The 13,172-nt window shown below is 60.3% G+C and carries 11 protein-coding genes; 8 read left to right on the top strand and 3 right to left on the bottom strand.

Features of this window, described 5'->3' with window-relative positions:
* Nucleotides 1-148: 148 nt before the first annotated feature.
* From C5750_RS22040 to C5750_RS22015, 7 genes are all read left to right on the top strand, one after another.
* Nucleotides 149-415 carry a hypothetical protein gene (locus tag C5750_RS22040; RefSeq protein WP_105736824.1) on the top strand — a complete coding sequence of 89 codons (267 nt, stop codon included), beginning with the start codon at nucleotides 149-151 and terminating at the stop codon, nucleotides 413-415.
* A 46-nt stretch (nucleotides 416-461) separates the two neighbouring features.
* Nucleotides 462-602: a hypothetical protein gene (locus C5750_RS26675; protein WP_165401771.1), complete on the top strand. Its 141-nt coding sequence runs from the start codon at nucleotides 462-464 to the stop codon at nucleotides 600-602.
* A 218-nt stretch (nucleotides 603-820) separates the two neighbouring features.
* Nucleotides 821-1,018, top strand: a complete 198-nt coding sequence (locus C5750_RS22035) for a hypothetical protein (protein WP_105736822.1) — start codon at nucleotides 821-823, stop codon at nucleotides 1,016-1,018.
* 50 nt (nucleotides 1,019-1,068) lie between these two features.
* Entirely contained in the window at nucleotides 1,069-1,335 is a 267-nt protein-coding gene (locus C5750_RS22030) for a hypothetical protein (RefSeq protein WP_105736820.1), read from the top strand.
* Between the two features lie 364 nt (nucleotides 1,336-1,699).
* The gene (locus tag C5750_RS22025; RefSeq protein WP_091881096.1) at nucleotides 1,700-1,909 is read left to right on the top strand and encodes a cold-shock protein; all 210 of its coding nucleotides are present in this window, start codon (nucleotides 1,700-1,702) and stop codon (nucleotides 1,907-1,909) included.
* A 256-nt stretch (nucleotides 1,910-2,165) separates the two neighbouring features.
* The gene (locus C5750_RS22020) at nucleotides 2,166-3,422 is read left to right on the top strand and encodes a D-amino acid dehydrogenase (protein WP_105736818.1); all 1,257 of its coding nucleotides are present in this window, start codon (nucleotides 2,166-2,168) and stop codon (nucleotides 3,420-3,422) included.
* A gap of 202 nt (nucleotides 3,423-3,624) precedes the next feature.
* The gene (locus C5750_RS22015) at nucleotides 3,625-3,951 is read left to right on the top strand and encodes an RcnB family protein (protein ID WP_158531302.1); all 327 of its coding nucleotides are present in this window, start codon (nucleotides 3,625-3,627) and stop codon (nucleotides 3,949-3,951) included.
* A gap of 46 nt (nucleotides 3,952-3,997) precedes the next feature.
* Here C5750_RS22015 and pbpC read toward each other — a convergent pair whose 3' ends face one another.
* The 3 genes from pbpC to C5750_RS22000 all read right to left on the bottom strand — a co-directional run bounded on the left by pbpC (nucleotide 3,998) and on the right by C5750_RS22000 (nucleotide 12,536).
* Entirely contained in the window at nucleotides 3,998-6,082 is a 2,085-nt protein-coding gene (pbpC, locus tag C5750_RS22010) for a penicillin-binding protein 1C (protein ID WP_105736815.1), read from the bottom strand.
* 29 nt (nucleotides 6,083-6,111) lie between these two features.
* Entirely contained in the window at nucleotides 6,112-11,559 is a 5,448-nt protein-coding gene (locus C5750_RS22005) for an alpha-2-macroglobulin family protein (RefSeq protein WP_105736813.1), read from the bottom strand.
* A 77-nt stretch (nucleotides 11,560-11,636) separates the two neighbouring features.
* Nucleotides 11,637-12,536, bottom strand: coding sequence for a LysR substrate-binding domain-containing protein (locus tag C5750_RS22000; RefSeq protein WP_342588479.1), 900 nt, complete (start codon nucleotides 12,534-12,536; stop codon nucleotides 11,637-11,639).
* Between the two features lie 108 nt (nucleotides 12,537-12,644).
* Here C5750_RS22000 and C5750_RS21995 point away from each other — a divergent pair, with 108 nt between their 5' ends.
* Entirely contained in the window at nucleotides 12,645-12,836 is a 192-nt protein-coding gene (locus C5750_RS21995; RefSeq protein WP_105736811.1) for a hypothetical protein, read from the top strand.
* The last annotated feature ends 336 nt before the right edge of the window (nucleotides 12,837-13,172 follow it).

Genomic DNA, 13,172 nt, shown 5'->3' with positions numbered 1-13,172 from the left:
CGGCGTCAGAGGTTCTCGACCCGCCAATCTCGTTCCAAAATGGCGACGGTTTTTTGAACGTTGCATGACGACTGATCTCCGGCACCCGCCGGGATGAGAACACAGCAGGCCAGCTTCCGCTGCTTGCCACTTCCAAAGGAGGATTGGCATGTTCACGCGTACCACACATTCCATCGTCCACTTCGACGCACCCTTTGCGCTGAAGGGGGTGGACAAGACATTACCCGCCGGTGATTACGACGTGGATCAGGATGAAGAACTCATCGACGGGTTGTCCCGCGCCGCCTATTGCCGCGTGGCCACCTACATCCATGTTCCGGCCCGGTCGTCGAAGCTCGGCACCCGGCAGGTTTTCCCGATCGACCATTTCGATCTGGAAGCTGCGCTTCTCGAGGATCAGTCCCGCCCCGGCTAATCACGTCCCGCCCCGATCCCTACCCGAAACCTGAAGGAGAACCACCATGGCCAAAGGTCAACAGCGCAGCAACCGCGAAGTACGCAAGCCAAAGAAAGACAAGGTTGAAGTGAAAGCCGCCGTTCCGTTTGCCAGCTCGATCGGCAAACAGACGGAAGTCATCGGCAAGGGCAAGCCCAAGAGCTAAGGGCATGCCCGGCACAGCGATACCCGAGTGTTCAGATGCGGCGCGATCCCCAGGGATTGCGCCGCATCGCATATGGATACCATCTTACCCGCAGCATTCTCCCCGTTCCGGCAATACAATCCAGAACACGCGTCAAGTGCAAATTTAGAACAAAACAAGAACAAATTTCTTTTCACGTGCGCCGGATTGTGCCATTCTTGATTGCAAAGGAGAATCCGATGAATGCAATCCTGAAACAACCGGACGACGAAATTGACGAGGCATTGGCTTATCATCAGGGCGATGTCCGGGCGACGATAGCGGCGCTTCTGGCCGAGCGCGAGTTCCTGCTGCGCGAGATTGAATACGCGTCCCTGGCCATGTCCTATGGCTTTGCGCGAGGCTGGACACCGGGACACAATCGGAATGCACGATAGACTTGTGGACCGCCGCATGCGATGATTGTGGCTCAAAAATGCGAGACACGATGAAACACAGTCCAAAACAATTGCCTGAAGTTGGTGTCCGTCCGAAGCGGGTTCTCAGTCCTTCGGAACAGAAAAGCCTGGCCACAACCGCAGCTGCATCCGCCATTATCAATGACGAGACGGCAAAGTGGGAAAGCAAGACCGCACGCCTGAAGGCATTGCGTCTGGCCAAGGAAGCGGAAGAAGAAGCGGAGAATGCCCTGAAGCCAGCCAAGAAACCGGCAAAGGCCAAGGCAAAGGTGACGCTCGCGACCAAGGGCAAATAGCGCTCCACGACAAACATGCACGGTTCGTGGCGAGGCCTTGCGGCCGCGTGCGAACCCGTTTACCCGTATCGGGAAATGCTTGCGCTTCATAAAATGATCGCTGGTATTGGCGAAATATTGTTCAATAAAAACATCAAAATCACCAGTTGAATTCGGCTAAGTTTTTATAATTAAATTATTTTTTCTGCTGCAGCATTGACGGAATGTCTCCCAGACACTATGTATGACCCATCGGTATTTGGTAGTTTGTTATTAGTTTTATTGCGCCAAAGCGCTCTCAACGATCCTTCTTCAAAAATCGAGCTAAAACTATCGTGCAGTCGCATGATAGGTGACCAAAACATATTCCTTGAAAGGGTTCATTATGAGCACTGGAACAGTAAAGTGGTTTAATTCCACAAAAGGCTTCGGCTTCATTCAGCCAGACGATGGTTCGGCAGACGTGTTCGTTCACATCTCCGCAGTAGAGCGCGCTGGCATGCGCAGCCTCAACGACGGTCAGAAGATCAGCTTCGAGCTGGTTCGTGACAACAAGTCCGGCAAGATGACTGCTGACCAGCTTCAGGCTGGCTAAAAATAATTCGTCTTCGCGTCTTTGACCACGGATGTACTGGCACTGACAGCAGAGATGAATTTGAGAAGGTCGGGTTTACCCGGCCTTTTATTTTGTCCTGAATTCAGGGCACACTCCAAAAAACCAAGACATTTCAGCGCATTCCCCAAGAAAACTCTGGAAAGAATTTCTGCGGCATCCCACAGTGCGAGTCACTCTTATGCTGGCGACAAACACAGCTGGCTTCTCTCGCGTTGTTTGAAGGAGCGTTCCGCTTATGAAAGTTCTCGTCCTTGGAAGTGGCGTCGTTGGCGTCACGTCAGCCTGGTATCTCGCCCAGGCAGGCCACGAGGTGGTGGTGGTCGACCGGCAGCCCGGTCCGGCTCTGGAGACGAGTTTTGCCAATGCCGGTGAAATCTCGCCCGGCTATTCCTCGCCATGGGCGGGTCCCGGCGTTCCCCTCAAAGCCATCAAATGGATGCTGATGCATTTTGGCCCGCTTGTCGTGCGGCCGAAATTCGACCCCTATATGGCGCTGTGGCTGGTGCGCATGCTGCGCAACTGCACATCGGCACGCTACGCGCGCAACAAGATCCGCATGGTCCCCATCGCCGAATATAGCCGCGACTCGCTGCGTGACTTGCGGGCCGAAACCGGGATTGCCTATGACGAGCGCAGCCAGGGCACGCTGCAGCTTTTCCGCAAGCAGAGCCAGTATGACGGCACGGGCGGCGATATCGAAGTGCTCAAGCAGTTCGGCGTGCCCTATGAACTCCTTGATCCCGCAGGTTGCATCGCCGCCGAGCCGGCCCTTGCCAATGTGCGGGAGAAATTCGTCGGCGGGCTGCGTCTTCCCGGCGATGAAACCGGAGATTGCAAGATCTTCACGGAGAAGCTGGCGGCCCTTGCAGCGGAGAAGGGTGTGACCTTCCGCTACAACACCACTGTTACCTCGATCAATACCAGCGGCAATCGCATTGCCAGCGTATCGACGGAGACGGAAGAACTGACGGCGGATGCCTATGTGGTTGCGTTCGGCAGTTATTCGCCGTTCCTGCTGCGCCGCATCGGCGTACCGGTGCCGGTCTACCCGATCAAGGGCTATTCCATCACCATACCCATCGCCGATGCCAGCTGCGCACCGGAATCCACCGTCATGGACGAGACTTACAAGGTGGCAATCACCCGGCTCGGCGACCGCATCCGCGTCGGCGGCACGGCGGAAATCTCCGGCTATGACCTGACCTTGCGCGATGCGCGCAAAGCCACTTTGCAGCATTCGGTCGGTGATCTCTTCCCCGGCGGCGGCGATCTGTCGAAGGCAACCTTCTGGACCGGCCTGCGCCCGATGACGCCCGATGGCCCGCCCATTATCGGCGGCGGCACCAGATACCAGAACCTCTATCTCAACACCGGCCACGGCACCCTTGGCTGGACCATGTCCTGCGGTTCCGGGCGGGTGCTGGCTGACATTGTTTCCGGCAAGACGCCGGATGTCGACGCATCGGAACTTGGCATCAACCGCTACGCCTGAAGACGGTGACACAGGTGTCCTCCGCCCCGTGCATGCATGTCCGCGGGCGGAGGGAACTCAATTCAAGTCACCATCCATACGCCAGCTAAGCCATTTAAAACATTACAAATTGTTTAGGTTGACGTTCAGTTTTGGTTCATCTCGCCCCTCGTAAAACAGCATGGTGTTTGATCATAAACCCTGCAATGAACGAGGAACCAACATGAAAAAGATCGCCCTGGCAGCCCTTGCCCTCTCCCTGATTGCCACGCCTGCAGCCTTTGCGCAGCAGCAGCAAGGCTACGGCCACCAGCAGCAGGACCGGATGGTCAAGAAGCGGATCGTCAACGAACGCACCGTCGTGAAGAAGACGCGCTGGGTGCGCGGCCACAAGCTGCCCGGCAACTATCGCCGCAACGTCGTGCGCGACTATCATCGCTATCACCTGAAGACACCGCCGCGCGGCTATCATTGGGTGCGCGTCAACAATGACTACGTCATGGTCAGCATTGCATCCGGCATCATCGCATCGATGATCCAGGGCCGGTAATAATCCCGGTCAAACCAGAGCGGCGCTTCGGCGCCGCCTTTTGTTTCTAGTCGACAAAGATACGCACACTGGCGGCGCGGCCGGCAGAATCGATAACCGTCAGGGTCGAATAACCCGCTCCATCCGGCACCCATTGGTTATCGCGGCGGCGCGACATGTCAGGCAGCGGCTTGCCATTGGCCAGCCAGCGGAACGGCGCCCGGCCACCCTGCAATTTGAGTGCGAGGGGTGACAGTGCCCCGCCGGTCTTCGCGCCAAGCTCGATCCGCGCGCCTTCGGGCGGATAGACGATCTGCGGTGCCGGTTCGCGCGTCGTTGCGGCGAGCAGACCGTTCGATGTCCGGGTGAAGCGGCGCTGGCTGATCGGCAGTTGCGCCTGCGCGATGCGCACCGCCCCGCCCGGCGCGCGCGGCAGCGGCGTGACCGGCACACCGGATTTGACAAATCCTTCGAACAGGATCGGTGCCGCCGTGCCGAAACCGGTGATACCCGGCACAGCGCCATTGTCCGGACGGCCGACCCAGACGCCAAGCACGTAATTGCCATCGAAACCAACCGACCACGCATCGCGATAGCCGTAACTTGTCCCCGTCTTGTAGGCGATGCCGCGCTGCGCAGCGCCCAGGGGCGGCATGACGCCCGACAGAATATCGGCGACATGCCACGCGGCCACCGGTTCCAGCAATGGTTCGGCTTCGATGGGCTGCGGTTTGCCCTGAATACCATCCCCCAGCAGCACCGGCCTGCCGCGATTGGCCAGCGCGGCGTAGAGCTGCACCAGGTCTTTCAGCGTGATGCCGACACCGCCAAGGCCGATCGCCAGACCCGGCGCTTCATTGGCGGGAAGCACGGGCCTCACCTCCGCCCGGCGGAAGCGGACCAGCAGCCGTGTCGGGCCTACCGCGTCAAGCAGGCGGACGGCAGGCACATTCAGCGACAGTTGCAGCGCCTGCCTGATGCTGACATCGCCCTGATAGCTCATGTCGAAATTGCGCGGCCGGTAACCGAAGAAGTCGGCAGGACGGTCCTCGATGATCGTCTCCTGCGAAACAAGCCCATCCTCGAACGCCAGGCCGTAGATGAAGGGTTTCAGCGTTGATCCGGGCGAGCGCATCACCCGCGTCATGTCGATCCAGCCGGAGCGGCTCGCATCGAAATAGTCGGCAGAGCCCACTTCGCCAACGATTTCGCCGGTACGGGCATCGGCCATGACCATGGCAATCGATACTTTGGGACCGAGCTTGGCCGCCGCAGTCTTGGCAACGGCTTCAAGGCCCTGCTGGATCGGGCGGCGCAGCGTCGTCTGGTGCCGGTTGACCTGCGGCTCCCGGCGCAAGGCGGCTTCCGCCAGATGCGCGGCATAGGCTGGAAGCTGCAGGCGGCGGGAGGGAATGGGTATCAGCCCGGCACGCTCGGCCTCACCCTCACCCACCACCTTGGCAACGGCCATGCGGTCAAGAACCCGCTCGCGCGCCGTCTTTGCCGCCGTGAGATTGCGGTCGGGACGGCGCTTTTCCGGCAATTGCGGCAGCGCCACAAGCAAGGCGGATTCAGATACGCTCAGGCGCCGCGGCTCCTTGCCGAAATAGGCAAGGCTTGCGGCGCGGATACCTTCAAGATTGCCGCCATAGGGTGCGTGCGTGAGATAGAGATCGAGAATCTGCGCTTTGGTCAGACGCCGTTCGATCTGCAGCGCCCGCACCAGCTGGGCAAATTTCGCGCTGAGCGAGCGCCCTTCGCGCGGTTCGATCAGCCGCGCCAATTGCATGGACAGGGTTGAACCGCCGGAGACGATGCGGCCATTGCGGACCAGTTGCAGCGCGGCGCGGGCGACGGCGCGCGGATCGACGCCGCGATGCTGAAAGAAGCGCTGATCCTCATAGGCGACAAGCATGCGAATGAACTGCGGATCGACATCCGCAGCCGTCGTCCGCAGGCGCCAGCGCCCCTCCGAGGTGGCGAAGGCGCGGAGCAACTGGCCATTGGCATCGATCACCTCCGGCGACACTTCCAGCGCCTTGTCCAGCGGCGGCGGAAATTTCCTGTCGGCAAGATCAAGGCCGAAGGCCAGCGCCGTCGCCACCACCAGATTGGCGGAGATGCCGATACAGAATGTGCGCCACGTGATCATCGGATCAACCGGTCTTGAGCCAAGGCTGTTTACTGTGCCGCGACAACCTCCATCCGGCCGGTGGCCGTGCGCGCGGAGAATTGCGGACGATACATGTCCTCAACGCTGGCTGCCGGATGATCATAGGTACCCGGCGTTACGGCCCGGACCACATAGGCCAGGGTGATTTCCCTGTTGTCGCCTGTATTGCGATCAAAGGCGGCAACAAAGCGGTCGCTGCGGAACTCCGTATGGGCCGCTTCGACTTCGCCGATCCAGTCGAAATTCGACAGTTGCGCACTGTTGACGAGGCCGGGATTGTCGATCTCGAAACCGGCCGGCAGGAGATCGGTGATCAGCACCCGCGACGGCCAGTTGTTGTTCTCGGTGACCTTGAGGACAACGACATAGCGCTCATTCTGCTTGGCTTCGCTGACATTGGCTTCCGATCCGTCGAGCGCGTAGTAGGTCCGCTGGATGTTGAAGCCATCGCCGCCAGCGGGCAAAGGCTGGGCCGGTGCGGCAACGGTCGTCACGACAGCCGAAACAGCCTCGCTCGATCCGTTGGTGATGCTGACCGGCTGGGCGATCAGCTCGTCGCCGGTCATCCGCGCGGCATAGCCGCCCGTATGCGCCACGCCATTGATGGCAAGTTTGAGATCGTTGTCGCCGCCCTGAATGGCGCGGGCCGCCAGCAGCATCCAGGTCTGTTCCTGTGTGCTGGTATAGACCTTCCGCTCCCATTCCTTGGCAACGATCTGCGACAGCTGCGGAATGATGGCCGGGACCGGCCGGCTTTCCGCGGCGAGCGCCAGAACCGCCGCATCGTCACGCAGGGACGAGCCATAATCCGAGCGCACGAGACTGACATTTGTGGCCTTCGTCGACATCTGCAACGAATTGGTGAAGATGCTCTGCGACCGCTGTGCATCCCCGTAAAGCGCCAGGGCCGCCGCCAGATGGGCACGCGACAATGGCGTCGGGAATTCCGACAGTTTCGTATCGGCGTAGTAGCGCAGATCGCTGACGGCAGCCTTGCGGTTGCGGGCCAGAACATAGAGCGCATAGGCGATCTGATTGCCCTGATCCTTGACATTCACGTCATAGCTCAGCGAATTCTGCAGGTTTTCCAACGCCTGAACGAGCGCCTTTTCCGGCACGTCATATTTCTGCTCGCGGGCGCGGGTCAGGAAGTCCGTGACGTAGGCATCAAGCCAGAGATCACCCGAACCCGGACCCCACAGGCCGAAACTGCCGGAAGAGGACTGGTAGGACAGGACACGGAAGATTGCCTCCTGCACCCGCTTCTGCACATCGCCATCGTCGGCAAGGCCCGACTGCTTGGCCAGTTCGCTGAGATAAAGCAGCGGCATGGCGCGGCTTGTCGTCTGCTCCGCACAACCATAGGGATAACGGTCGAGCGTCATGAGCAAGGCCGGTATATCGAAGGCCGAAGACCGCGACACGTTGAGGCTGACCGATGCGCCCTGGAGCAGGCTGCTTGCCAAAAGTTCGCGGTCGATCTTCAGCGTGCTGTTGGGGGCAATCTTGATCGGATTGCGCACGGTGATCGGCAGTGATGCCGGACGGACCGGAATGTTCAGCGATTGCTCCAGCGAAATGCCCGCGGCGTTTGACAGTTTGACCGAGACAACACCGTCACCCGGCTGCTGACCCTTCAGCGGCAGTGTCAGGTCGAACTTTCCGCCTGCCGTCAGCTTGACGGTCTGTGCTGCCGCCTGCTGCTCGACGCTGACGGCCTGATTGCTCGTCACCTGCAACTGGTAATCGCCTGCCGGGGCATCCGTATTGGCGATATCAAGCCGCAGCGCCGTCTTGTCTCCGGGCGCCAGGAATTTCGGCAGGCTTGCCGTCACCACGACCGGATCGCGAATGATCACATCTTTGCTCGCGTGGCCGACACCGGCCTTGGACCAGGCAACGGCCATGACCCGCGCCGTCCCGTTGAACTGCGGGATATCAAAGCTCACATTGGCCTTGCCCCCAGCGTCAAGCTTGACGGGGCCCGAGAAGAACGCAACGAGCTTTTCCGTGGGCGGGCTGCCCTGCAACGGCATCTGTGCACCATCGCCGCCGGTACGCAGACGGCCTGCGGCACCCTGCGAGCCATCGATCAGGCGGCCATAGAGATCACGGATTTCCAGACCCAGCTGCCGCTGGCCAAAATACCAGCCATCGGGATTGGGTGCCTCGTAACGGGTGAGATTGAGGATACCGACATCGACGGCGGCAACCGTGACATAGGCCGTATCACCCACACCGGCGCCGGTCACCTGAACCGGAATGTTCAGCGGCTGACGCGGCAATGTTTTCTCGGGCGCGTCCAGCTTCACCGCAAGATTGCGGTCGCCCGGATTGACCCCCAGCCACTTCACGCCAATGGCGCGCATCGGCATGTGGCTGTCGCGGTCATTGCCGGGACGGTAGAGCGTTGCGGTGACATAGGCACCGGCACCCCAGTCCGCCGTGACCGGAATTTCCACCTCGCCGCCCTCAGCAGGAATGCTCTGGCGCTTGGTCGTCACCAGGCTCTCGGCACCGACCGTCACCAGAAGCTCGCCGGCAAAACGCGACGATACCTTTAGCTTTGCCGTGTCGCCCGGCGCATAATTCTGTTTATCGAGGGCGATCTCCAGCCCGTCCGGGGTTTCGGTCGAGGTGGCGGCAACATAATAGCCGGCGTCGAATTCGACGCTGGATGTCGGGCCTTCCACATCAGCCGTTTCGACCTCCAGGCGGAAACGGCCCCAGGTAACGGGAACGGAAATCTCCGCGCCATCGGCGGTTGCATCGACCGTGCCGTTGGCAACCAGCTTGGTCGAAATGATGGGCTCATATTTCCACGAACTGCCATCCCGGTACCATTGGTAATTGCGCTCGACGGCAACAAGTTTCCAGCTCAGACCGCTCATGGCCTGTTTCTGGCCATTGTTGTCAACGCCGATCACGTGGAATTTGCCGACAGCATTTTCAGCCAGATCGCCGTCGAATTCGGGCTTGATACCAATTTTCGCGCCCTGTGATTTCACCGGCAAAGTCAAATTGCGTTCAATGGCCCGCCCGCCCGCCTCCTGCATACGCACGACGATATTGGCGTTGAGCAATTGGGTCGTTGACGGGACTTCGTTCAGCGTCACGTCGAACGTTGTCTTGCCGTTCTCATCGAGCGCCTGCAAATCCTCGAGCGGAATGCGCGTGTCCTGGTTGGCCTGTTCATCGGCCAGACCAAAGCGATAGCCTTTGAAATTGGCGTCCTCGTGCGTCGGCTTGAGGCTGACCTCGCCCTCCAGCGCAAGGCCTGCGGCCGGTGCACCATAGAGGAAGCGGCCATCCACATTGACCGGCGTGGGCGTGCCCACAGCAATGGCCTTTGCCTCGCTCGTCAGGTCGAACTCGATCCGGTCGGGAACAAAATCTTCGACCATGAAGGACTTTTCGGCGATGGGCGACCCCTTCGGGTCGGTGTAGATCTGCATGTTCCAGGTGCCGCGCATGGCATTGGCCTGCAAGGCGAGATCAAGCGTGTGGCCGCCAAGGGCCGCGCCGTCGCTGACCATGCGGCGGTCTTCGACGCCGTCCGGGCGGCGGAATACAAAGGTCAGGGGCAGATTCTCGATCGCCTTGGCACCGATATCGCGGGCGAGTGCCGATGCGTGCACGGTTTCACCGGCGCGGTAGATACCGCGCTCCGTCCAGGCGAGCACATCGATCGCGCCGGGCGCCGTGCGGCCGGTAACGCCGCGGTCGGACAGGTCAAAGCCGGCCCGCGTCATATCAAGAAAGACATAGTCCGCATCGCCGTTCTTGGCGGTGATGACAGCCGGTGTCATGGCAGCCGTGCCGCGCAGCAATCCGGCGGTAAATGTCGCACGCCCGTCCGTATCGGTGATCGCCGTACCGAGAACCTCATTGTTCTTGGCCAGGAGCTGCAGTTCCACGCCGATCAATGGCTGGGCGGTTGCGAGCGACCGCGCAAAGACATTGAGCCCATCGGTCCCGGTATAGGTGGAGAGCCCGATATCGGAAACGACGAACCACTGGGTTGCCTGCGAATCCCATTCATTGTTGTGAGCGTCGGCGGAAACAGCAGTCAGGACATAGACGCCCGGCTTGCGTTTCGGCAAAGCCTCGTCCACCGGGAAACTGGTGACCACATCCTTGTTGAGGTCCGACTGTATATCGATCGCGCCTTCCCAGACCAGTTCGCCCGACTCATCCTGGAGTTTCTGGGCGTTGTAGCCATCGATCTGGGTGAGGAACTGCGAGCTGGTGAGCAGGGAAGCAATGCCGCGGTCACCGATCCGGTACAGCTTCAGCTTGGCGCTGGTGGTATTGACCGAGACAATCGGAATGCCGCGGCGCGCGGTGCTGGGCAGCACAAAACTATCGCCGGTAAAGCGCACGACCGCCGAGCGGTCCTTGACATAGATGTCGAGATCCACCTGGCCTTCCAGCGCTTCGCCGACAGAAGACGGCAGGCCGGCACGCAGCGCCAGCTTGTAACGCTGGCCGTGGGTCAGGCCTTCGACGCAAATCTCGCTGCCCTTGGCTTCGACCGCCTTGGGTGCGGCGCCGTCCAGCGTCACGAAAGGCGCATAATCCGTACCCATTTTGACGAGGGGCTCGGAGAACTGCACGCAGGCGCGCGGCGCGGCGCTGTCCGCATCGATGGTGTGATTGACGATACGGAATCCCTGGCGGGCCTTCAGATCGAGATAGGCTGCATTGACGGTTTTGGCATCGACAAGCGCAAGGCTTGCCTTGTAGGCGTTGAGCGCAGCACGGTAGTTCTGGGCATTCTGCAACGCGGTGGCCAGCACGGCGAGGGCATCGGCACGGCTCTGGGTGGTGCGCGTCAGGAGATAGCCATTATAGGCCGCCAGCGCCGCCTGACCGGCAACATAGGTGTTCTTGTCGGCGCGGTTGGCCGCGCGGGCGGTCTCCACCCACAGATCCGCATCATCAGGCGAAACCGCCAGCGCGCCCTTGAAGGCATTCAGTGCATTTTCGATGTTGCCGGCGGCAAGCTGCGCACGCGCTGTTTCCTTCAGGCTGGCGGCGCCCTGCCCCTTCTGCTCGTTCGTCAGGGCGAGCCGTGCCTTGACCTGGCGCGCATCCTGCACAAGCTGGTCGGACAGGAATGCCAGTCTTGAGGGAGCGCCGATGTCCGGCTCGCTCGTGGTTTCAACCACCTTGCCGGCGATGGCACCGGGAAAACTGTGCAATTCATTGAAGTCGGACTTCATGAAGCACCATTTCACCTTGGGGTTGTAGGTGAAGGCCTTGCAGCTTGTCTCGGCCAGACAGACCGCCTCGCACTGGTCGAGGGTCACGTCCTGTTCGGTGCGCAGGTCAAAACCGAAATAGTCCCCGTCCTTGGTCGTGACAATGTCGCGATTCGTTTCGGCGGCACCGGCAGGCGCCCCTGAAACCAAGGCCGAGAGAAGAAAAGCTGAAAAGCCGATAACCGCGCGCATAGACATGAAGTCCTCCCAACGCAACCCGTGTGGTGGTGAGCCGCACTGTTCAAACTTCAGTATAACTTGTCAACAGATCATGCGGTGGGCGCACGGATGTCTTCGGCGATTTCAGCGCGGATCCAGGCCTGGAAATGCTGCATTTGCTGGGTTGGCTTGCGGTTTTTCGGCGAAACCAGCCAATAGGCGATATTTGAGGGTACACGCAACGGAAACGGCGCCACCAGCCGGCCATCCGCCAGCGTGTCCTCGACGAAGAGTTCCCAGGCCAGCATGATGCCTTGCCCGCTGATCGTTGCTTCGATCGCCAGCCATGGATCGGAGAATGTCGGCCCGTCAAAGGCGAGTGGGCCATCGAGCCCGGCAGCGGCCTGCCATTCGTCCCAGCTGAACATGGGGTTCTCGTAACAGATGATCGGCTGGCGGAAAATGTCCGCCGGTCCGGTGAGGCGTTCGGCAAAGGCGCGCGTGCAGACCGGGAACATCCTTTGCGGCAGCAGGCATTCCGGCGTGCCGTCCCGCCACTCGCCGCTGCCAAGCCGGATGGCGAGATCGATGTCGGAACTCTTCAGATCGAGCACGCCAGGCGAAGGATCGATGCGGATTTTCATTTCTGGATGCGCTGCCCGCAGCCGTCCCAGACGCGGCACCAGCCATTTTGACGCGAAGGTCGGGGCGACGGAAAGAAGCAGGGTCTGCTCGACATCGTCCGCCAGTGCCACGGCGCGCGACAGATGCTGAAAACCCTCTTCAAGCCGGGCGATGAAAGCCTTGCCGAAGAAGGTCGGGACCAGCCCCGCCCGCGTCCTGTCGAACACCGCGTGGCCGATCTGTGCTTCCGTGCGGATCAATTGCTGGCTGACCGCACTGACCGAAACGCCAAGCTCGGCGGCGGCTTTCGGCAATGACCCCAGCCGCCCGATTGCCTCGACGGCACGCAATCCGTTGATGTGAACCCTATTCAAATTCTTCATCATGCAAATTCTTCATCCAGTTTTTCTACATCAAGATATCGCCATTCTTGATTGCCGCGCACAAGAAACGGGCACAAAATAGCACACTCCTCAAGTACTTGGACATATACAATGAAGATTTTCTGGCTAATAAAATGGTTCGCAGAGGCTCTCGTCCCGCCAAGCGAGGAGAGCAGCCATGCCGATCATGATGCGCTGGATCACTGGCGCCGTGATCCGCTCTCTCATCCGGCGCTGCAAGCCATGTGCCTGGATGAACTGGCCGACCTGCCCTTCGACCCCTGCGGCCTGCGCAGCTGCTGACCGGGGTTCAAAATGCAAACAGGCCCCGCGAACGGAGCCTGTCCGTCAACCGTATCGGAGCGGAACAGTGATATGGCGACATTCGACCAGACTGGCGTCAGCAACTAGGATTGAGGATTGACATCTCCCTAATATCGTCCCTGCGCAGGGCTTTGGAGAAACACCTCAGAACCTTATCGTCAAATCAGCCTTGACCGCATTGTCGTTAGCCTGACTGGAAAACGCGCCGGTATAGGTGAGGCCGATGGTGGTGGCCTTGCCGACATCGAAGGCAAGCCCGGCTTCGATGAGCGCGGTGTCGGCGGCAATCGGCTGGCCGCTGACGGCAAAGCTTTC

The sequence above is a fragment of the Phyllobacterium myrsinacearum genome, assembly GCF_002980555.1.
In the GTDB taxonomy this organism is placed as follows: Bacteria; Pseudomonadota; Alphaproteobacteria; order Rhizobiales; family Rhizobiaceae; genus Phyllobacterium; species Phyllobacterium myrsinacearum.
The sequence above is the reverse complement of the archived record's forward strand: the minus strand, read 5'-3'. Positions and strand labels throughout refer to the sequence as shown.

Coding starts and splice junctions, on each gene's coding strand:
- C5750_RS22040 (WP_105736824.1), top strand. CDS start 149: ATGTTCACGCGTACCACACATTCCATCGTCCACTTCGACGCACCCTTT.
- C5750_RS26675 (WP_165401771.1), top strand. CDS start 462: ATGGCCAAAGGTCAACAGCGCAGCAACCGCGAAGTACGCAAGCCAAAG.
- C5750_RS22035 (WP_105736822.1), top strand. CDS start 821: ATGAATGCAATCCTGAAACAACCGGACGACGAAATTGACGAGGCATTG.
- C5750_RS22030 (WP_105736820.1), top strand. CDS start 1,069: ATGAAACACAGTCCAAAACAATTGCCTGAAGTTGGTGTCCGTCCGAAG.
- C5750_RS22025 (WP_091881096.1), top strand. CDS start 1,700: ATGAGCACTGGAACAGTAAAGTGGTTTAATTCCACAAAAGGCTTCGGC.
- C5750_RS22020 (WP_105736818.1), top strand. CDS start 2,166: ATGAAAGTTCTCGTCCTTGGAAGTGGCGTCGTTGGCGTCACGTCAGCC.
- C5750_RS22015 (WP_158531302.1), top strand. CDS start 3,625: ATGAAAAAGATCGCCCTGGCAGCCCTTGCCCTCTCCCTGATTGCCACG.
- pbpC (WP_105736815.1), bottom strand. CDS start 6,082: ATGATCACGTGGCGCACATTCTGTATCGGCATCTCCGCCAATCTGGTG.
- C5750_RS22005 (WP_105736813.1), bottom strand. CDS start 11,559: ATGCGCGCGGTTATCGGCTTTTCAGCTTTTCTTCTCTCGGCCTTGGTT.
- C5750_RS22000 (WP_342588479.1), bottom strand. CDS start 12,536: ATGATGAAGAATTTGAATAGGGTTCACATCAACGGATTGCGTGCCGTC.
- C5750_RS21995 (WP_105736811.1), top strand. CDS start 12,645: ATGAAGATTTTCTGGCTAATAAAATGGTTCGCAGAGGCTCTCGTCCCG.